Genomic DNA, 20,050 nt, shown 5'->3' with positions numbered 1-20,050 from the left:
CTCCAGGGTCTCCGTTGGGCCTTCTCAGCCGTGCCCGCATCCGCAGCCGGAGGCGCCACCGTTGTTCAGCAGCAGCGGCAGGAGCTTCCGTTCCGGTGGCCGCCGGACCTCGTCACGGTCCAGCGACATGCCGGGGAACCACTTGCGCCGCCACGGGCATTCCGGGTACTCGGACTCGGAGGTCATGAACGCCTTCACGAAGCACCCGTTGCAGTAGAAGTAGTACCGGCACCCGGCGCACTCCGGTCCGCCCGGGGACGGAGCGTTGCGGAACAGGTAGTTGGCCTGCTGACCGAAGACGGTCTCGTAGCTCTCGGCGAGAACGTTGCCGAACTTCTTGGAGTCCCGGGAGAAGTTGCAGGCGCGGACGTTGCCGTCGTAGTCGACGGCGTAGGTACGCGAGCCCGCCCCGCAGTTGTGGCTCTGGCGGGTGCCCGCCCGGCCACTCGGGTCGCCCCAGCTCAGCAACGGGTCGCCGGAGAAGGGTGTCAGCTGCGAGTTGATGGCCTCGATGAGCTCCCGCGCGCCGAGCCCGGGTTCGGTGAGGTTGCACCCCCGGCCGAGCGCCGCGACCGGGGCGAACGACACGGCCGACACGCCGAGCGACTTGGCGAGCTCGTACAGCGGCACCACCTCGGCGACGTTCGCGCTCGAGATCGTGCACGCCATCCGGACCGGCACACCGCGCCGCGCGAGCGCGCCCGCCGCGGCGACCGCCGCCCGGAACGAGCCACGCTGCCTGCGCCACCGGTCGTGGTGTTCCTCGAGTCCGTCGATGCTGATCTGCGCGATGATGTTCGGATACGACGCCACCTCCGCCAGCAGATCCGGGCGTTTACCGAGGAGGTATCCGTTGGTGATGATCGCGAACAGGCCGAACCGCGCCGCGGCGTAGCGGAGGATCTCGCGGAAGTCGGGGTGGATCGTGCACTCACCGCCGGTGATCTCGATGATGCGCACCCCGTGCTCGACGAGGTTGTCGACGACCTGCCGGAACTGGTCGAGGGACAGGCGGCCCTTCTTCGCGGGAGACGACGAGTAGTAGCAGTGGGTGCAGGTGAAGTTGCACGTCTCGATAATCTCGACCGTGGCGTGCAGCGGGAAGAAACCGCGGGTCGAGCCCGTGACGCGCCGGACCCCGGACGGGGCCCCGGCGGGTTCGCGGAGCGCGGTGCAGATGCCGGCCTCCATCGCGACCCGGGCGGCCTTGTCGGCGAGCGCGGCACCGAACAACTCGCCGAACTCGGTGCCGAACGCGGCCTGGATGTCACCGAAGGACCGCGTGCCGTCGGCCAGCTCCAGGAACCGCAGGAAGTAGCCCTCGGTCTCGAACTGGTCCAGCAGCATCGAAGGCGTGGACCGCTCCCGCGCGGAGTAGGTGAACAGGGTTCCGCCCGCGGCGGTGCGGTGGATCTCCAGCCGGTCACTGGCCAGCGGGTACTCCTGAGACAGGACGCCGGCGCGATCGCGTGCCGTGGTCATCACCGGCCCCAGTCGTCGTCCAGGGTCCTGGCCACGGTGCCCAGTTCCCGGAGTCGCCGGTCCACCTCGGTGAGGATCGGAGTGGGGGTGGGCCTGGCCCGCAGGTCCACCTCGAACACCGGGCGTTCCGTCTTCGCCTCGCCGAGCGCCGCGAATGCTGTGACGGCGATCGCGGCCGAGACGCCAGAGCCGAGGTTCAGCTCGCCGCAGAAGGTGCACAGTCCGCACGCCCCGCACGCGCCACAGGACCCGCAGCCGCTGCCGCTGCGGACGACGCTGAGGTCCGAGATCGTGACGCCCGAGTAGTCCGTGGTCAACGACGTGATGGACGAGTTCGGCTCCACGACCCCCGCCAGGGACTCCTCGGCCACCGCGAACCACATCGTCCGGTCGTTGACGGCCCTCCGGTAGAGCCTGCCGGCGGGCCGGAACGCCCTCGTGCCCGGTGCGAGCTCGACCAGACCGTCCTCGGAGAACTCCTGGATCTCGACGGGCCCGAGCGTGGTCGGACCTTCGCGCGTGGCCAGGTGCGGGATCTGTTCGAGGAACATCGCCACCAGGCCGGACGCCGCTTCCTGGCTGCGGCCGGGCACGCGCTCCTGCAGCTGACTCTCGAGCGCGTCGACCGACAACGGTGGCGCCTCGGCCTGTTCGGTGCCCGCCTCGGGAAAGAACAAATCTCGCAGGAGCAGGGTGGTGCCCCTGGTCAGAATCGCGGCAGGCACGGAGCCGTCGGTGACCCCGCCCGCCGTGAACGTGTGGTCGGTGAAGACCATGACTGGTGCGTCGAGCGTGAGGAACTGGCTCATGGCCGCCCCCGTTCGCGTGGGGTGAGGAGTCGTTCGCTCAGGGTCTCCCCGGGACGGCGAGCGAGTCAAGACACAATCGTCCACTCGGGTCACACGTGGGAATCCGGCGTGGACTTCGCCTTATGGAAAGGAAACTTTCCGCCCACGGCGTCCACACCGGACTCCCGGCGATCATGCTCAGTCCCGGCGGGAGACCCGCACCATCTCGTCGCGCTCCACGACCTTCAGACGCTCACGGCCCCGCAGCCTGCCCAGCTCGCGCTCGTGGGCGTCGAGCCGCAGCCAGCCGCCCCACGTGGTGTAGGCGATGCCGCGTTCGGTGAGGTACTCCTCGATCGCGAGCGGGTCACGCTGCGGTGCGGACGGCAGGTTCGGCGCGTCGGTGAGCAGGCTCGTGACGGTCTCCGTGGCGTCGCCCTTGGTGTGCCCGATCAGGCCGACGGGGCCGCGCTTGATCCAGCCGGTGACGTAGACGCCTTCGAGCTGGTTCTCGTCGATGTCGAGCACGCGCCCCGACTTGTGGGGCACCGTGCCCGACTCGTGGTCGAACGGCACGTCGGCCAGGTGCGAGGACAGGTAGCCGACGGCGCGGTACACGGCCTGGACCTCCCAGTCGTGGTACGTGCCCGTGCCCCGCACGCTGCCGTCACCGGTCAGCTCGGTCCGCTCGGTGCGCAGCCCGGTGACCGTGCCGTCGGGGCCGAGCACCTCGACCGGGGAGTGGAAGAAGTGCAGGTGCAGGCGCCGTGGATGCTCCACGCGGTCGCGGATGGCCCAGTCCTGCAGGGTCTTCACCACCATGTCGACCTGCTTGGAGCCGCGGATCGCCGCCATCGAGCCCTCGTCGAAGTCGATGTCCTCGGGGTCGACGACGACCTCGAAGTGTGGCGAGTGGTCCAGTTCGCGCAGCTCCATCGGCGTGAACTTCGCCTGCGCCGGGCCGCGCCTGCCGAACACGTGCACATCGGTCACCGCGTTGCCGAGAAGTCCACTATGGACGTTGTCGGGAATCTCCGTGGACAGCAGCTCGGCGGGCGACTTGGCCAGCACCCTGGCGAGGTCGAGCGCCACGTTGCCGACGCCGAGCACGGCGACGCTCCTCGCGTGCAGTGGCCAGGCGCGCGGCGCGTCCGGATGTCCGTCGTACCACGACACGAAGTCGGCGGCGCCGTAGTTGCCGTCGAGCTCGATGCCGGGGATGTCGAGCGGGCGGTCTTTCGCCGCACCGGTCGCGAAGATCACGGCGTCGTAGAACTGGCGGAGGTCGTCCAGCTTGAGATCCGTGCCGTAGCCGACATTGCCGAACAGCCGCACGCCCGGCTTGTCGAGCACGCGGTGCAGCGCGTCGACGATTCCCTTGATGCGCGGATGATCGGGGGCCACGCCGTAACGGATCAGCCCGAACGGCGCCGGCATCCGCTCGAAGATGTCCACCTCGACGTCCGTGCCGGACTTGCGCAGGAAGTCGGCCGCGTAGATGCCGGCCGGTCCCGCCCCGACGATGGCGACCCGCAGGGAACGACTCACAGAACACCCTCTCCTCGACTACCGACCGCCATCACGCTAAGGCAAGGCTTGCCTAACTCGCACTGTGATCCGTGTGACCCGGGAGGGGGCGCGGCGGCTGTTCCGGTTACGGCAGCGCGTCGAGCACCGCGCGCGTGAAGTCGTCGGTGGACGCCGTCCCGCCGAGGTCGGGGGTACGGACGGCGGTGTCGGCGAGCACGGTCCGGACCGCGGCCATGACCTCGCCGGCGGCCTCGGGATGGCCGAGGTGGTCGAGCATCATCGACGCCGACCAGATCGCGCCGATGGGGTTGGCGATGCCCTGGCCCGCGATGTCGGGCGCCGACCCGTGCACGGGTTCGAACATGGACGGGAACTCGCCCTCCGGGTTGAGGTTCGCGGCAGGCGCGATGCCGATGCTTCCGGCGACCGCGGCCGCGAGGTCGCTGAGGATGTCGCCGAACAGGTTCGAGCCCACGATGACGTCGAAGCGTCCGGGATCGAGGACGATCTTGGCGACCAGCGCGTCGATGTGCTCCTGCCCGCAGTCGACCTCGGGGTAACGGGCGGCATACTCGGCGACGAGCTCGTCCCAGAACGGCATCGTGTGCACGATCCCGTTGGACTTCGTCGCGGAGGTGATCCCGCCCCGGCGCGATGCGGCGAGGCGGAAGGCGTGGTCGAGCACCCTGCTCACGCCCGCGCGCGTGAACACGGCTTCCTGGACGGCCATCTCCTCGGGGAAGCCGCGGTTGAGGCGGCCGCCGATCTCGGAGTACTCGCCCTCGACGTTCTCCCGGACCACCACGAAATCGACCGCACCGGAGGCGGCGTGCCTCAGCGGACTGGGCACACCGTCCAGCACCGTGATCGGCCGCAGGTTCACGTACTGGCGAAACAGGCGGCGGATGGGGATCAGCAGTCCCCACAGCGAGACGTGGTCGGGTACGCACGGCCAGCCGACCGCGCCCAGCAGGATCGCGTCGTGCCGCCGGATCCGGTCGAGCCCGTCGGCGGGCATCATCGCGCCCTCGTTCAGGTATCGCGCGCAGGACCAGTCGAACTCGTCGTAGCCGAAGGTGAGGCCGTGCCGCTTGCCGACGAGGTCGAGCACGGCGCACGCGGGAGGCAGGACCTCCGCGCCGATGCCGTCTCCGGGAATCAGTGCGATGCGATGCTGGGTCATGGGCCCAGTGGACCGGTGGGCGAGCCCGCTGTCCAAGACCGCGTTCCTCACGAGTTGATAGGGCATACCTATCTCAGTGCGTTCGCGACCGCGAGGAACGCCGCGGCGGCCGGGCTGACCGGGCCGCTCCGGTGCACCAGCGCGACGTGGAGCGCCTCGTCGCAGTCGAGGTCGCGCACCAGCGCCCCGGCGGTCGCGGCGAGCTGGCGCCACGACTCGCTCAGCACCGCGACGCCGACCCCGGCGAGAACCAGCGGCAGGATCGCGGCCCTGTGTTCGGTCTCCACGGCCGCGTAGCTGCCGGGTGCGGCGGCCACGACGGCGTCGGCGACCCGGCGCATCCCGGTTCCCGGCTGGCCGACCACCAGCCGCCTTCCCGCGAGGTCGGCGAACCGCAGCGGGGTGTGCGCGGGCAGCGCGTCGTCCGGCGGGGCGACCACGATGAACCGCTGCGTCTCGAGCGGGTGGCTCACCAGGTCGCCGTGGCCCGCGCGTTCCCGCGCCGCCACCAGGCCCAGCTCGGCGTCACCCGTGCGCAGCGACGCGGTGACGTCGGCGGGGGTCGCCGCGGTCCGCACGGAGATCCGCACCCGGGGATGGCGCGCGCTGAAGCCGGCGATGAGCGTGGTCAGCGGATCCACCGACTGGGACGGCATCGCCGCCACCACGAGCTGACCCGCCTCGAGTCCCTCCGCCGCGTCCACGCTCGCCCTGGCGAGATCGAGCCAGCGCATCACCTGCCGGGCCGGGTCGATCAGCGCCTCGCCCGCGGGGCTGAGGACGAGCTTGCGCCCCGCACGGTGGAACAGCAGCGTCCCGAGGTCCCGTTCGAGGGCCCGCAACGCCTGGGAGATCGAGGGCTGCGCGACGAACAACTCCGCCGCCGCCCGGTGCACCGTGCCGTGGTCGACGACGGCGAGAAAGTACCTGAGCTGCCGCGCGTCCATCGCGCCTCCTCACCGCTGTCGATAGGCGCACCCTATCTGACTGGGAGGAAACCCGTCTTGGACGTGGCCGGGAGCGCGGCCTTCACTGAGTGCGAACCGCCGACCTCAAGGAAGAGGCACATGGCCGACAGCATGCTCCTGCTCCACACCGGCATCACGATCGCGGGCATCGTGGTGATCATCACCTGGCTCCGGGTTCCGCCCATCATCGCGCTCCTGGCCGGGTCCCTCTACTTCGGACTGGTCACCGGACTCGGCCTCGACGACACGACGAAGGTCGTCGCCGAGGGCTTCGGGGAGCTGATGACGGAGATCGGGCTGCTGATCACGTTCGGGGTGCTGCTCGGGTCCATGCTGACGGCGACCAGCACGATGCAAAGGGTGACCGAGGCCATCACGCGCAGGGTGCCTCCGCAGGGTGTGCCCTACGTGTTCAGCGCGACACTGAGCAGCCTCTTCACGTCCATCTACTCCGATGTGCTGCTGGTGCTCACCGCTCCGCTGGCGCGCAGGCTCGCGCCGAAGCTCGGCCCCCAGGGCCTCGCGCTGATGGGCGGGGCGCTGACGGCGGGCATCGAGGTGGGTCTCGTCTTCGTGGTCCCCGGCGTGGCCGCCGTCGCGGTGGCCGGCCTCCTGCACGTGCCGCTGGGCACGATGTTCGTACTGGGCCTCGTCGTCGCACTCCCGACGGCGCTGCTCACGATGCTCGTGTTCAGCTGGCTCAGCCGCGGGGCCCTGCGCTGGAACGCCGAGCTGGACGAGCTCGCCGCCGCCGAGACGGCGGACGACGACCGGGTCCGGGCCTCGGCGGTGCCCGCTGCGGGTTCCGGCGAGAGCGGTGAGGCCACGGGCGAACCGGAGCGGACGCCACCCCCGCTGGCGCTGTGCGTGGCGCCGGTGGTGCTCACACTGCTGCTCATCTCGGCCGGTGCGCTCGCCGAGGCGTTCGGGTGGACCCCGGCCGTCGTGGGCTTCGTCGGTGACCCGGTGATCGCGATGTTCCTCGGCGCCACGGCGGCCTACGCGGTGGCCCGCCGCCACCTGCCCGGCACGGAGGTCGGCGCCGCGGTCTCCTCGGCGCTGACGACCGCGGGCCCCATCCTCGTGCTCACCGGCGTCAGCGGGTCGCTCGCGGCGGTGATCGGCGAGTCCGGGCTCGAGGACGTGCTGGCCGGGTACTTCTCCGTGGGATTCCTGCCGCCGCTGTTGCTGGTCTGGCTGGTCGCGGCGATCCTGCACATCGCGCTGGGCTCGATCTCGGTCGCCGCGATCACCGCCGCAGGCCTGCTCGCCCCGCTCGCGGGCGGGCTCGGTGTCGAACCGGTGCTCATCGCGCTCGCGGCCGGATCGGGCGCGCTGTTCGTGCCCCACGTGAGCAGCAACTTCTTCTGGATGTTCCAGTCACTGCTCGGCTTCACGACCAGGGGAACGCTCAAGACGCACAGCGTGGCGATGACCCTGTCGTCGGTGCTCTCGCTCCCGCTCATCCTCCTGCTCGACGTGGTGGTCTGAGCGAGGGACCATCAAGGGGTACGGCAGGAGGTGCGCGATGGAACACGAGACCAGGTGGACCGTCGACATCGACATCCACGAGTACGACGACCGCACGCGCGCCGAGGCTCGGCTGAGCACCGGCGCGGGCACCGAGCGGACCGGCACCGGAACCGCCCGCAAACACCCGCACGACGCCAACGTTCCGGCGATTGGTGACGAGCTCGCGGTCGCCAGGGCGATGGCCGATCTGTCACATCAGCTGATCGAGGCGACCGCGGCCGACATCGAGGCCGTCACCCGGCGGCCCGCGCACCTGACCGAGTAGCGGGGTCAGGCCTTGCGGCCGACCCCCGCCAGGCCGCGGGAGCGGGCGGGCTCGTTCTGGTACGGGTCGTCACCGTCGGGGCGCCACTCGGGCACCCACACCAGGCCGGGTTCCACGAGCTCCAGGCCCTCGAAGAAGGCGGCGATGTCCTCGCGGGGCCTCGGCCTGGCGACGCTGTTGGCCTGCCTGCGGTAGGAGTCGATGACCTTCTCCGCGGCGGCGAGGGTTTCGGCGTCCTCCGGCGGCACGTGGATGTGCGACAGCGCCACGAAGCTGCCGGGGGCGAGCTGGTCGCGGTAGTAGGCCAGCAGTCGTTCCGGCTCGGTCTCCGGCGGCATGAAGTGCAGCAGCGCCACGGCGAGCAGCGCGATCGGCCGCTCGGGGTCGATGACGCCGGTCTCGAGTACGCGCTCCCACAGCTTCGGCCCGTCGAAGAAGTCCGCGTCGAGCGCGCGGTGCCGCTCCGGGTCCGCGGTGCGCTCGAGCAGGATGTGCGCGTGCGCCTGGGCGATCGGCTCGTTGTCGATGTAGACGACGCTGCATTCGCCGGGCGCGGCCTCCTCGGCGACCTCGTGCACATTGCCCTGCGTCGGCAGCCCCGACCCGATGTCGACGAACTGCCGCACACCCTGGTCGACGGCGAACCGCACGGCCCGGCCGAGGAAGGCTCTGTTGGAGCGCGCGAAGTTGCGCATCTCCGGCAGCCGCTTGAGCTGCTCCTCGGCGAACTGCTGGTCCACCGCGTAGTTGTGCACACCGCCCAGCAGGTAGTCGTACACCCGCCCGACCGAGACCTTGTTCACCGACTCGCCGAGCCGCTCCGCCTCGTTCAACCGCATCCTCCGTATCGACCGTGGAGATCGAGAACAGTCTGCCCGTTCCACGGCGCGGTGTGAACACCGGTGTGGTCAATCGGCGATCGGCGCATGCGCTAGCGCGGGCGGGACCGGCGGGCGAGGGCACGTTGCAGGGGCGGCAGTGTGCCGAAGACGACCACCGGGACGAGCACGAGCGTCAGCACGAGGGTGCGCGCGAGCCCGGGCCAGGCGTCGAGGTACGGGATCAGCAGGGCGTTGACCGCGGCGGCCGGCGGGAACAGGGCGACCCAGATGAGGATGGCCGACCGCAGCCTGCCGCCGGCGGGCGGTGCCCCCGCGGGGCCGAGGTCGGCGAGCGACAGGGCGACCGGCTCGCCCCTGGTGAGCCGGTCGCCCTCGGCGAGGCGTCTCGCCCGCGCGTCGCTGCGTTCCCAGCGGGCCAGGTCGGCGGAGCAGGCGAAGGAGACTCCGATGTGGACGGTCACGGACCCGCCGGTCTCGGCCGTGCCGACGTGGGACGCCAGGTGGCCGGGGAACCGCGCGGCGTCCTGACACAGGCCGTGCGCCCACCGCAGCAGGGCGGCGCCGTCGGTGCGCGCGGTACGGGACACGAGCACGGTCACCGGCAGCGCGGCCGTCATCAGCGCGCCCGGGGCGGGGTGAGCCCGGAGGGCAGGCCCTCCATCCGGTCCTGCACCACGTCGACGATGCACGGCCCCTCCTGGGCGAGCGCCTCCTCGATGGCGGGGCCCAGCTCCGCGTCCGAGGTGACGCGGATGCCGTGACCACCCAGGATCCGCGCGTACTCGGCGAAGTCGGGGTTGCCGAGGAAGACGCCGTGGTAGCGCCCGTCGTGGGCGAAGCGCTGGCGGTCGCGTGTGTTGCCGTATGCGTGGTTGTTGACCACGACCGTGACCACGTCGATGCCCTCGCGCACGCAGGTCTCGAAGTCCTGCGCGACCATCCAGAAGCTGCCGTCGCCGCTGAGCGTGACCATCCGCTCGCCGGGCCGCGCGAGCGCCATGCCCATCGCGGCGGGGAAACCCCAGGCCATCGCCCCGCCCGCGGAGCCGTAGTAGCTGCGGGGGCGTTCGACGTGCACGTACCGTTGCACCCACGGCCCGAACGTGTGGACATCCTGGACGAGCACGACGCCGTCCCGGTCGGCCAGCCCCTGGACGGCGCGGACGAGTGCCGAGGAGCTCACGGTGCCCTCCGAGGCCGGCGTGACCGGTAGTGCCGCCGCCTCCTCGAAGGCCTTGCGCAGCGCCACGCGCCGAGCCGTCCGGGAGGCCGCGCGGGCCCGGTCGGCGGCGATAAGCGGGGTGAGCGCCCTGGTGAGGGCGCGGGCGGCGGCCGCGGCGTCGGACACGAGACCGACGGCCGGGGGGTGGACGCGGCCCAGCTCCTCGGGGTCGACGTCGGCGTGGACGAGCTTCGCCGCCGGGGGCAGGAGGGTCCACCGCTTGGTCGTGAACTCGGAGAACCGGCAGCCGAGCGCCACGACCACGTCCGCGTCGCGGACGAGCTGGTCGGTCACGTCGTGCGCGCCGTAGCCCAGCGAGCCGAGGAACGCGGGATGGCCGCCTGGCAGCGCGTTCTTGCGCAGCCAGGTGCTCACCACGGGCGCGCCCGCCGTCTCCGCGAGCGCCAGTACGGCCTCCGGGTCGCCCGCACCTCCACCGCCGACGATCACCGCCGGGCGCCGCGCCCCGGCGAGCAGCCGGGCCGCCTCCGCGATGCCGGCGGGGTCCGGCGCGGGCGGGTAGGTGCGCACCCGGGGCCCGATGCTCGCGTGCGCCGGAGCCTGCAGCACGTCCAGCGGCAGCGAGACGACGACGGGGCCCGGCCTGCCGCCGACGGCGGTACGGACCGCCCGCTGCAGCAGCTCGGGGATGCGGTCGGGCTCGGTGATCTCGACCGCCCACTTGCACATCGGCCGGAACGCGGAGACCACGTCCATGTCCTCGAACGAGCGGCGATGCGTGATCGACCGGGGCACCTGGCCGATGAGCGCGAGCAGCGGGACGGACTCGTCATGCGCGTTCTGCACGGCGATGGCGAGGTTCGCGGCGCCGGGCCCGCGGGACGCGAGGCAGACCCCGAGCCCGCCCGCGCGGGAGAAGCCGTCGGCCATGAACCCGGCGACCTGCTCGTGCCGCGTCGACAGGTACCGGACGGTGCCGTGCTCGCCGAGCGCGTCGATGAGCTCCATGACCGTGGTGCCCGGAAGGCCGAACACATGGGTGATGCCTTCGGCCGCGAGGGTGTCGGCGACCAGGCCGGCGCCCAGCCGTGGGGTGTCAGACGACAACGTTCACCGCCTTGAGCTCGGTGTAGCTCACGAGCTCCTCGACGCTCTCCTCGCGTCCGAGGCCGGAGGACTTGGTGCCGCCGAAGGGCACGCCCCAGTAGTGCCGCGAGGAGCCGTTGATCCACACGTATCCGGCCTCCACCCGCTCGGCCAGCCGCAGCGCGGTGGAGACGTCGCGCGTCCAGATGCTGGCGGTGAGGCCGTAGTCGACGCCGTTGGCGATGGTCACCGCGTCGTCCAGGTCGGAGAAGGTGAGCACCGACAGCACCGGCCCGAAGATCTCCTCGGTGGCGATGCGCATCCGCGGTTCGACGCCGGTGAAGATCGTCGGCTCGAGGTAGTAGCCGCGGTCGAGGCCCGGCCCGCTCGGCCGCGCGCCACCGTGGAAGAGGGTGGCGCCCTCGTCCGTGGCCGCCTTGATGTACCGCCGCGACTTGTCGTACTGGGCGCGGGAGGCGAGCGGGCCCATCCGCGTGGCGGGGTCGACGGGCGAGCCGATCGTGATGGCCGCGACCCGCTCGCGGACCAGCCGCAGCACCTCGCCGGCGATCTCGGTGTGCAGCAGCACGCGTGAGGTCGAGCCGCAGGACTGGCCCGCGGACCAGGCGAAGTTCATGCCGTTGACGATGCCGGTCGCGGCGGCGTCCAGATCGGCGTCGGGACACACGATGAGCGCGTTCTTGCCGCCCAGTTCCAGGCTGATGTCCTTGACACCGACTTCCGCGGCGTCGCGCTGGATGAGCCGGCCCACGCGGTCGCTGCCGATGAAGCCGATGCGGCGCACGAGGGGGTGCCGCACCAGCGCGCGGCTCGCGTCCGGTCCGTTGCCGGTGATCACCGAAAGGGTGCCGGGGGGAAGGATTCCGGCCGCGATCTCGGCGATGCGCAGTGCGGACAGCGGGGTGATCTCGGAGGGCTTGAGCACCACCGCGTTGCCCGCCATGAGGGGCGCGGCGATCTTGGCCGCCGCGAACATGGCCGGGTGGTTGAACGGGACGATCCGGGCGACCACACCGTACGGCGCGCGGCGCGTGAAGTGCAGGTTCTCGACGCTGGCGGGAATCGTCTCGCCGCCGAGCTGGGCGGTGTAGTCGGCGAACAGCTCCAATACCTCGGCGCCCCACTCCACGTCGGTGCGCATGGCGGTGACCGGGTTGCCCGAGTCGAGTGCGTCGAGCATCGCCAGCTCGTCGGTGTGCGCCCGGAGCGCCTCGGCGAGCGCGCGCAGCCTGCGGCCGCGTTCGCGCGGCTCCAGGTTCCGCCAGCCCACCGCGGCGTCGGCGGCGGAGCGCACGGCGGCGTCGACGTCCTCCGCCGTGGCGTCCGGCGCCTCGGCGAGGGCCTCCTCCGTCGCGGGACACTCCACTGTGTACGTTCCGCCGCTTCCGGCAAGCGCGTGCCCGCCGACCGCGAGCCGCCAGTCGCGATCCGCGGCGACCGCGGCCGCCCGGATCGGGTCATCCACCACAGACACGCGAGCAACCTCCAGTATGTGGAAAGAGTCTCTGCGATGCAGAAGATAGCCCCGGTCCGGTCGCGCGGTCAACGAGATGGTTGTGACGGTTGACAGGCGGGCGGCTTCCGGAGAAGCTCTCTGCTTATAAGATTCCAACTCTGCAGAACAGAGAAGCTACGGCGAGTGGGAGCCAGTGATGACCGAACAGTCGCATCTCCTCGAGGACGTGCGGCGGGGCATGATTCCTGCACACATCTACAACGACGAGGAGGTGTTCCGGCTCGAACGGGAACGGCTGTTCAGCCGCGCATGGGTTTTCGTGGGGCACGAGTCTGAGATCCCGCAGCCGGGCGACTACGTGGTGCGCCGCGTGCTGGAGGACTCGTTCATCGTGGCGAGGGGCGAGGACCACGAGGTGCGGGCGCTGTTCAACATGTGCCTGCATCGCGGCATGCAGGTGTGCCGCGCGGAGATGGGCAACGCCTCGCACTTCCGCTGCCCGTACCACGGCTGGTCCTACCGCAACGACGGCAGGCTGGTGGGGCTGCCGTTCCACAAGGAGGCCTACGGCGGGGAGGCCGGGTTCCGGCGCAAGGGCCAGACGCTGCTGCCCGCTCCGGCGCTCGACACCTATAACGGCCTGATCTTCGTGAGCATGGATCCGGACGCGCCGCCGTTGCGGGAGTATCTCGGAGACTTCGCGTTCTACCTGGACTACTACACCAAGCAGTCCCCGAGCGGAATCGAGTTGCGCGGACCGCAACGCTGGCGGATCAAGGCGAACTGGAAGATCGGCGCGGAGAACTTCGCCGGCGACATGTACCACACGCCGCAGACGCACACGAGCGTGGTGGAGATCGGGCTGTTCCGGGAACCGAAGGCGGAGAAACGCAAGGACGGCTGCACGTACTGGGCGGGCAACGGTGGTGGCACGACCTACAAGCTGCCGCCGGGCACGCTGGAGGAACGGCTGCGTTACGTCGGCTATCCCGACGTGATGGTCGAGCGCATGAAGCGCACCTGGTCACGGGAACAGCTCGACGTCGTCGGCCGGGACGGGTTCATGGTCTCCGCGGCCTCGGCGTTTCCGAACCTGAGCTTCGTGCACAACTGGCCGAGGGTCGAGGACTCCGAGGACGTGCTGCCGTTCATCTCGATCCGGACGTGGCAGCCGGTGGGGCCGGACGAGACCGAGGTCCTGTCGTGGTTCGCGGTCGACGCCGAGGCCCCTGAGGAGTTCAAGGCCCTGTCGTACAAGGCATACCTGATGTGCTTCGGCAGCACCGGGATGTTCGAGCAGGACGACGTGGAGAACTGGGTGTCGCTCACGAACACGGCCGCGGGGTCGATGGCGCGGCGGCTCGCGCTGAACAGCCGGATGGGCCTGCTCGAGGACGACGCCACGGTGGTGCCCCCACTGTCGGCCGGGCAGTTCTCCGGACCGGGGGAGGCCTACGTCGGCTACGGCGAGTACAACCAGCGCCACCTGCTGCGGCGCTGGGCCGACTACCTGGAGCGGCCCGCGAGCCCGGCCGAGCGGATCCAGGTCAACGGCGTGGAGGCGGCCGGCGCCGCCGGGAAGGTGGTGCGGGCATGAGGAGGGTGCGGACGCGGGAGCGCGAGAGCGGCAACGGCGGACCGTACTCGGCCGAGTCCGCACTGGGCGGGCACGCGCCGAGGACACAGCGCACGGGCCGGTCGCTGCCGTTCTCCGACGAACGGCACCTGCAAGCCCACCACTGGCTGGTCGAGGAGGCGTACCTGCTCGACGCCCAGCGCTACGACGAGTGGCTGGACCTGCTCACCGACGACATCCACTACCTCATGCCGGTGCGGGTCAGCACCGCTCTCGGCGCGGGCTTCGACTCCGCGCCGGGGATGGCGCACTTCGACGAGAACAAGTACTCGCTGTCGCGGCGGGTCGCGCGGTTTCGTACCGAGCACGCGTGGACCGAGGACCCGCCGTCGCGGCTGCGGCACTACGTCACCAACGTGCGGACGTTCGCCACCGACGATCCCGACCACGTCGTCGTGGACTCCGCGGTGCTGCTGTACCGCAGCCGCGGCGACGTGCGCGAGGCCGCGATCGTCTCGGCCGGGCGCGAGGACCTGCTGCGCCGCATGCCCGGCGAGGCGGGCTGGGCACTGGCCCGCCGGACGATCCTGGTCGACGACTCGGTGCTGCGCACCCAGAACCTGGCGATCTTCCTATGACCGTGCGCTGGGACGGGGAGGACGAGGACGCGAGGGCGGCCGCCCGCGCGGCGGCCGAGCGGCGCGCACTGCTCGACCACCAGCACGGCCCGGAGATCGTGCTGGCCAACGAGTTCGCGGAGATCCGGGTGTGCCGCGTGGAGACGCGCAACGGCTCGCGGCTGCTGATCGAGTCGCCGAAGTCGGGCCAGTGGGTCGCGCTGTGCCCGTTCGAGCTCGAGGCGCTTACCTGGCAGAACCCGAGGACCTTTTCCGCGATGATCGGCCGGCCGTTCGGGCCGTTGCTGGGCCACGACGAGGAGGACACGTGACGGGCTGGCTGGAGGGCCGCAGGGCCCTGGTCGTCGGCGCGGGCTCGGGCATCGGCCGGGCCGTGGTCGACGCCTTCCTCGGCGAGGGAGCTCAGGTGGCCGTGCTCGAACGGGACGCGGCCAAGTGCGCGCGACTGGCCGAGGAGATCCCGGGATTGCCGGTCGTGGTGGGCGACGCGACCACGCGAGCGGCCAACGAGGAGGCCGTGGCGGCGGCGCTGGGGTCGTTAGGCGGGCTCGACGTGCTGGTCAGCTGCGTCGGCGTGTTCGACTTCTACCGCGGCCTCGGAGAACTCGACGCCGAGCGGATCGACGACGCGTTCGCGGAGATGTTCGCCGTCAACGTCAAGAGCCAGCTGCACGCCGTCAAGGCCGCGCTGCCCGCGCTGCGGGAGAGCGGCGGCAGCGTGGTGCTCACCGAGTCGACCTCGGCGTACTACCCGGGGCGGGGCGGGGTGCTCTACGTCTCGTCGAAGTTCGCGGTGCGGGGCCTGGTGACCGCGCTCGCGCACGAGCTGGCGCCCGGGATCAGGGTCAACGGTGTCGCGCCCGGCGGCACGGTCGGCACGGACCTGCGCGGGCTCGGCAGCCTCGGCCTCGAGTCCCGCAGCCTCGGCTCCGCCCCGGGTCGGGAGGCCGAGCTGGCCGGGCGCGTACCACTGCGGGTCGCACTGTCCGGAAAGGACCACGCGTGGAGCTACGTCTTCCTGGCCTCGGATCGTTCCCGGGGCATCACAGGTGGCGTGGTCCACCCCGACGGCGGGATCGCCGTCAAGGCATGAGCGTGCCACCGAGGTGGCGACGACGAGGAGGAACCGACATGGCGGTGGTGAAGGCCGACCTGGCGCTGTGCCAGGGTTACGCGAACTGCGTGGTGGCCGCGGACGACGTGTTCGACATCGACGACGACGGCGTGGTACTGGTGCTGCGCGGCGAGGTCCCGGAGTCCGAGCGGCCCCGGATCGTGGACGCGGCCCGTACCTGCCCGGTCTCGGCGCTCGAGGTGGCGGACTCGTGAGCCCGGTGACGGTGATCGTGGGCACGTCGATCGGCGGCGTGCGCACGGCGCAGGGCCTGCGCGCTGCCGGCTACGACGGCGAGGTGTTGCTCGTCGGCGAGGAGACCGCCCTGCCCTACGACAAACCGCCGCTGTCGAAGGGCCTGCTGGCCGGGACCTCGAGCATCGAGGACCTCACCCTGCTGACCGAGCGCGCCGCCCGCGAGGCCGGTATCCGGCTGCTGCTCGGCAGGGCCGCCACCGGACTGGACATCGGGACGAACACCGTCACGCTGGCCGACGGCGAGCGGCTGCGGTACGACGACGTGGTGATCGCTACGGGCGCGCGCGCCAGACCGTCCCCGTGGGGCGAGCCGCGAGGGGTGCACGTGGTGCGCACACTCGGCGACGCGCAGCGGCTGGCCGTGGACCTGCGCCGGGGCGGACCGCTCGTGGTCGTCGGCGCGGGGTTCATCGGCGCCGAGGTTGCCGCCACCGCGCGAGGGCTGGGCGCCGCCGACGTGACGATGGTCGATCCCGCTCCGGTGCCGCTGAGCCGGGTACTCGACCCCGAGGTGGCCCGCTGGTTCGCGGGCCTGCACGCCGGACACGGCGTGACGACCCGGTTCGGCGTGGGCGTCGAGGGCATCGACCGGGCCCGTGACGGCCTCGTCGTGCGCCTCGCCGACGGGGCACGGTTGCCCGCGGCGACGGTGGTGGTCGGCATCGGGGCCGTTCCCCAGGACGGCTGGCTGCGGTCGTCGGGACTGCGGATCGACGACGGGGTGGTGTGCGACCGGTACAGCCGGGCGGTGGGGACGGAGCACGTGCACGCCGTCGGCGACGTCGCCAGGTGGCCGCACCCCCGCGCGGGCGAGCTCGTCAGGGCGGAGCACTGGACCAACGCGGTCGAGCAGGCGGCGTGCGTGGCGCACAACATCACCCGGCCTCGGCAGCCGAGGGCGCACGCGCCGGTCGAGTACGTGTGGAGCGACCAGTACGACCACACGATCCAGCTCACGGGCCGCACCGGAGGAAGACTCGGCCACCTGACCGTGCCCGGCCCTGATCCGGACCGCTCGTTCGCGGTGCTCTACGCGGACGCCGAGGGAACGTTCACCGGTGCGGTCACGGTGAACTGGCCTCGAGCGCTGGTCGCTTGCCGGCAAGCCGTCGGCACGGAAGCGCCGGCAGCGGAGGTCCGGGATCGCGTGACCGCGGCCAGGCCGCGTACGACGACGGGAGCACGACCATGAACGCACCGCCGAGCGCCGAGCTCGCTCCACTGCGGACACTGCTCGCCGACGCCTGCCGCGTGCTCGCGGCGCGTGGCCTCGCCGACGGGATCCTCGGGCACGTCAGCCTCCGGGTCGACGTGGGCAGGATGCTCGTCCGCTGCCGTGGCCCCGAGGAACGTGGCCTCGCCTTCACCACCGACGCGGACATCCGGCTCGTGGACCTGTCGGGAGAACCAGGCGCGGCAGGGGAGCTGGACGGCGGCTACTCCCCGCCGAACGAGCTGCCCCTGCACGCCGAGGTCCTGCGCAGACGGTCCGATGTGGACGCTGTGGTGCACGCACATCCGCCCGCCGTCGTCGCGGCCGATCTCGCGGGCATCGCCATCCGGCCGATCGTCGGCGCCTTCGACATTCCCGGCACGCGGCTCGCCGCCGGAGGGGTGCCCGTCTACCTTCGTGGCGTGCTGGTGCGTGACCGGCGCCTGGCGGGTGAGATGGTGGCCGCGATGGGGGAGCGGCCCGTCGTCGTGCTGCGAGGTCACGGCCTGACCAGCGCCGCGGCGAGCGTGGAACAGGCCGTGCTCCAGTCCGTCGGTGTCGACCGGCTGGCGACGTTGTCCCTGCGCGTCGTGGGTGCGGGCGGGACGCTCACCGACCTGCCCGCGGCCGATCTGGCCGAGCTGCCCGATCTCGGGGCGGCGTTCAACACCGCGACGGCGTGGCGGCATGAGCTCGCCCGCGCGGCAGTTGACACGAACGGGTGAATAGAAGAAGGTAATTCTGCATCGCAGAGACAGTGTCCCGAACGGTCCTGCTCCCACTCTGTGGGCGTGCCCAACGAAGCGCGCGGAGAGGAATTGGTGTGTCCATCCACGTCATCGGAGTCGTGGCACTCGTGCTGGTGTTCGTCATCGGCACCGCGAGGCCCGTCAGCATCGGTGCTCTCGCGCTCGTGGCCACGTTCCTCATCGGAACGCTGGTCGCGAACGAAACGCCCGACGAGGTACTGGCGGGTTTTCCCCCCGACTTGTTCGTCCTTCTTGTCGGTGTGACCTATCTGTTCGGTCTCGCCGCCTCGAACGGCACGATCGAATGGATCATCGACAGGGCGGTGCGGTTGTTCGGTGACCGTCCCGCACTCGTGCCCTGGCTGATCTTCGTCTTCTCCGCCGTGCCGACCACGGCGGGAGCACTCGGTCCCGCGGGTGTGGCGATGCTCGCGCCGCTGTGCCTGCGGCTGGGTGAGCGCTACGCCATCGACCGGCGCATGTCCGCGCTGATGGTGATGCACGGGTCCTGCCTCGGCAACTTCTCGCCCCTCAACGGCCTCGCGATCATCGTGCAGAAGGCCGCCGGTGCGAGCGGTGTCTCGATCTCCTCCTCGGCGCTGTTCTTCGGCAACGCGGCCTACAACATCGGCCTCGCCGTGGTGATCTACCTCTGCTTCGGTGGCCGCACCCTGTTGCGGGAACGGCGACTGCGCGTCGCGACGGCCGCCGCGACCGTCGGCGCGAGCGTGAGTGCCACGGCCACGGGCGCTTCCGATCCGGTGCCGGGCAGTGCGGCCGTGACCACAGTGGACCACGACCGCACGGAGACTCGCGGTGGATCCACACCGCTGCGTGCCGACCAGACGATCACGCTCGCCGTCATGCTCGGGGTCGGCGTCGGCGCGCTCGTGTTCGACATCGAGATCGGCTTCCTCGCGCTCATCGCGGCCGTGGCGCTGCACGCCGTGTTCCCGAAGCGGTTCGACAAGGCCGACAAGCGCATCGTGTGGTCGGTCGTGCTGTTGATCTGCGGTGTCACGACGCTCGTCGGCGCGATGGAGCGTTATGGCACGGTGGACGCGGTCGGCAACGGCATCGCGAGCCTGGGCGCGCCGCTGCTGACAGCCTTCCTGCTCTGCCTCGTCGGTGCCTTCACCTCGGCGTTCGGTTCCAGCGCGGGTCTGCTCGGCGTGCTGATCCCGCTCGCGGTGCCGTTCCTGGTGCAGGGCGAGGTCGGCGCCACCGCGATGATCATCGCGCTCGCGATCTCGGCCACGGTGGTGGACTCGACGCCGTTCTCGTCCGTCGGCGCACTGACACTGGCCAACGCGCCCGAGCCGGAGCGCAGGCCGCTCTTTCGCACGATGCTCACGTGGGGCATCGCGATGGCCCTCACCGCGCCCGTGCTCACGTGGCTCATCTTCGTCCTGCCGACCGCACCTTGACAGTCCCCTCCCGAACGGAAAGCGAGAAACATGAGCGGTGACGTCCGTGAGATCGTGGCGACCTCGTCGCGGATGCTGGCGGCCTCCGGCCACGGAGACCTGATCTGGGGCCACGTGTCGGCGCGTGACCCCGAGGGCAGGGGCGTGTGGCTGAAGTCGGCGGAGTGGGGCCTCGACGAGGTGACCCCCGAGCGCGTGCACCTCGTCGATGGCGACGGCATGGTTCGCAGCGGCGACGGTACCCGGCACAGCGAGTACCCCATCCACACCGAGATCATGGCCGCCCGGCCGGACGTCGGCGCGGTGGTGCACACGCACCCGCCGCATGCCGTCGCACTGGCTGCGGCGGGCGACTCGCTCCGGCCCGTGAGCCACGCGGCGAACTACTTCGTTCCGCCGCAGGTGCCCCGCTTCACCGACACCGCCGACCTCGTGCTCACCGCCGAGCTGGGTCGCTCATTGGCCGGCGTGCTCGGCAGCGCGAGCGCGGCATTCCTCGTCAACCACGGCATCGTGGCCGTCGGCAGGGATGTCGAGGAGGCGACCGTGGCGGCGATCCTGCTGGAACGCGCGTGCGAGCAACAGTTGCTGACCCACGCGGCGGGCGGCTGGCCGACCTGGTCCCCTCCGGAGGAGTCGCGGGCCAAACGAGAGCACATCTACCACGACAAGGCCGTCTCGGCCGTGTGGGAGTACCTGGTGCGGCAGCTGCCCGCCCTCGAACCGCGCTGAAGGGAG

Annotated in this window: 20 protein-coding genes; 11 read left to right on the top strand and 9 right to left on the bottom strand. The window is 71.2% G+C overall.

The window, feature by feature from the left end:
* Positions 1-24: 24 nt before the first annotated feature.
* The 5 genes from BA062_RS12470 to BA062_RS12450 form a co-directional block, all read right to left on the bottom strand.
* Positions 25-1,482 (bottom strand): radical SAM/SPASM domain-containing protein, encoded by a 1,458-nt coding sequence (locus tag BA062_RS12470; RefSeq protein ID WP_110336203.1) that lies wholly within the window; start codon positions 1,480-1,482, stop codon positions 25-27.
* Positions 1,482-2,291 (bottom strand): hypothetical protein, encoded by an 810-nt coding sequence (locus BA062_RS12465; RefSeq protein WP_110336202.1) that lies wholly within the window; start codon positions 2,289-2,291, stop codon positions 1,482-1,484. The genes BA062_RS12470 and BA062_RS12465 overlap by 1 nt, the downstream gene beginning before the upstream one ends.
* Before the next feature lie 177 nt (positions 2,292-2,468).
* The gene (locus BA062_RS12460) at positions 2,469-3,818 is read right to left on the bottom strand and encodes an FAD-dependent oxidoreductase (protein WP_110336201.1); all 1,350 of its coding nucleotides are present in this window, start codon (positions 3,816-3,818) and stop codon (positions 2,469-2,471) included.
* A gap of 106 nt (positions 3,819-3,924) precedes the next feature.
* Positions 3,925-4,983, bottom strand: a complete 1,059-nt coding sequence (locus BA062_RS12455) for a tartrate dehydrogenase (protein WP_110337285.1) — start codon at positions 4,981-4,983, stop codon at positions 3,925-3,927.
* A gap of 68 nt (positions 4,984-5,051) precedes the next feature.
* Positions 5,052-5,930: a LysR family transcriptional regulator gene (locus BA062_RS12450; RefSeq protein ID WP_110336200.1), complete on the bottom strand. Its 879-nt coding sequence runs from the start codon at positions 5,928-5,930 to the stop codon at positions 5,052-5,054.
* Positions 5,931-6,050: 120 nt separating this feature from the next.
* Here BA062_RS12450 and BA062_RS12445 point away from each other — a divergent pair, with 120 nt between their 5' ends.
* Positions 6,051-7,442: a GntP family permease gene (locus tag BA062_RS12445; RefSeq protein ID WP_110336199.1), complete on the top strand. Its 1,392-nt coding sequence runs from the start codon at positions 6,051-6,053 to the stop codon at positions 7,440-7,442.
* 37 nt (positions 7,443-7,479) lie between these two features.
* Positions 7,480-7,749 carry a DUF1876 domain-containing protein gene (locus tag BA062_RS12440; protein WP_110336198.1) on the top strand — a complete coding sequence of 90 codons (270 nt, stop codon included), beginning with the start codon at positions 7,480-7,482 and terminating at the stop codon, positions 7,747-7,749.
* A gap of 5 nt (positions 7,750-7,754) precedes the next feature.
* Here the strand turns inward: BA062_RS12440 and BA062_RS12435 are convergent, their stop codons facing one another.
* From BA062_RS12435 to BA062_RS12420, 4 genes are all read right to left on the bottom strand, one after another.
* Positions 7,755-8,588 (bottom strand): SAM-dependent methyltransferase, encoded by an 834-nt coding sequence (locus tag BA062_RS12435; protein WP_110336197.1) that lies wholly within the window; start codon positions 8,586-8,588, stop codon positions 7,755-7,757.
* A 92-nt stretch (positions 8,589-8,680) separates the two neighbouring features.
* On the bottom strand, positions 8,681-9,208 hold the full coding sequence (locus tag BA062_RS12430; protein WP_110336196.1) for a putative antibiotic biosynthesis monooxygenase: 528 nt from the start codon (positions 9,206-9,208) through the stop codon (positions 8,681-8,683).
* On the bottom strand, positions 9,208-10,881 hold the full coding sequence (locus BA062_RS12425; RefSeq protein ID WP_110336195.1) for a thiamine pyrophosphate-binding protein: 1,674 nt from the start codon (positions 10,879-10,881) through the stop codon (positions 9,208-9,210). Before BA062_RS12425 ends, BA062_RS12430 begins: the two co-directional genes overlap by 1 nt.
* Positions 10,871-12,355, bottom strand: a complete 1,485-nt coding sequence (locus BA062_RS12420; RefSeq protein ID WP_245959793.1) for an aldehyde dehydrogenase family protein — start codon at positions 12,353-12,355, stop codon at positions 10,871-10,873. Before BA062_RS12420 ends, BA062_RS12425 begins: the two co-directional genes overlap by 11 nt.
* A gap of 178 nt (positions 12,356-12,533) precedes the next feature.
* Between BA062_RS12420 and BA062_RS12415 the strand changes: the two genes are divergently transcribed.
* The 9 genes from BA062_RS12415 (at position 12,534) to BA062_RS12375 (ending at position 20,044) form a co-directional block, all read left to right on the top strand.
* On the top strand, positions 12,534-13,934 hold the full coding sequence (locus tag BA062_RS12415) for a Rieske 2Fe-2S domain-containing protein (RefSeq protein WP_110336194.1): 1,401 nt from the start codon (positions 12,534-12,536) through the stop codon (positions 13,932-13,934).
* The gene (locus BA062_RS12410) at positions 13,931-14,551 is read left to right on the top strand and encodes a 3-phenylpropionate/cinnamic acid dioxygenase subunit beta (RefSeq protein ID WP_110336193.1); all 621 of its coding nucleotides are present in this window, start codon (positions 13,931-13,933) and stop codon (positions 14,549-14,551) included. Before BA062_RS12415 ends, BA062_RS12410 begins: the two co-directional genes overlap by 4 nt.
* Complete coding sequence (locus tag BA062_RS12405) at positions 14,548-14,862, top strand: hypothetical protein (protein WP_110336192.1); 315 nt, start codon at positions 14,548-14,550, stop codon at positions 14,860-14,862. The genes BA062_RS12410 and BA062_RS12405 overlap by 4 nt, the downstream gene beginning before the upstream one ends.
* Positions 14,859-15,644 carry a 3-(cis-5,6-dihydroxycyclohexa-1,3-dien-1-yl)propanoate dehydrogenase gene (hcaB, locus tag BA062_RS12400; protein ID WP_110336191.1) on the top strand — a complete coding sequence of 262 codons (786 nt, stop codon included), beginning with the start codon at positions 14,859-14,861 and terminating at the stop codon, positions 15,642-15,644. Before BA062_RS12405 ends, hcaB begins: the two co-directional genes overlap by 4 nt.
* Positions 15,645-15,682: 38 nt before the next feature.
* Positions 15,683-15,880: a ferredoxin gene (locus BA062_RS12395; RefSeq protein WP_110336190.1), complete on the top strand. Its 198-nt coding sequence runs from the start codon at positions 15,683-15,685 to the stop codon at positions 15,878-15,880.
* Positions 15,877-17,115, top strand: a complete 1,239-nt coding sequence (locus BA062_RS12390; RefSeq protein WP_110336189.1) for an NAD(P)/FAD-dependent oxidoreductase — start codon at positions 15,877-15,879, stop codon at positions 17,113-17,115. Before BA062_RS12395 ends, BA062_RS12390 begins: the two co-directional genes overlap by 4 nt.
* On the top strand, positions 17,112-17,861 hold the full coding sequence (gene phtC, locus BA062_RS12385; RefSeq protein ID WP_110336188.1) for a 3,4-dihydroxyphthalate decarboxylase: 750 nt from the start codon (positions 17,112-17,114) through the stop codon (positions 17,859-17,861). Before BA062_RS12390 ends, phtC begins: the two co-directional genes overlap by 4 nt.
* A 98-nt stretch (positions 17,862-17,959) precedes the next feature.
* Positions 17,960-19,312, top strand: coding sequence for an SLC13 family permease (locus BA062_RS12380; RefSeq protein WP_110336187.1), 1,353 nt, complete (start codon positions 17,960-17,962; stop codon positions 19,310-19,312).
* Positions 19,313-19,342: 30 nt separating this feature from the next.
* A complete protein-coding gene (locus BA062_RS12375) occupies positions 19,343-20,044 on the top strand; it encodes a class II aldolase/adducin family protein (RefSeq protein ID WP_110336186.1) in 702 nt (233 codons plus the stop codon).
* The last annotated feature ends 6 nt before the right edge of the window (positions 20,045-20,050 follow it).

This window comes from Prauserella flavalba, assembly GCF_003202235.1.
Classification (GTDB): Bacteria; Actinomycetota; Actinomycetes; order Mycobacteriales; family Pseudonocardiaceae; genus Prauserella_A; species Prauserella_A flavalba.
The sequence above is the reverse complement of the archived record's forward strand: the minus strand, read 5'-3'. Positions and strand labels throughout refer to the sequence as shown.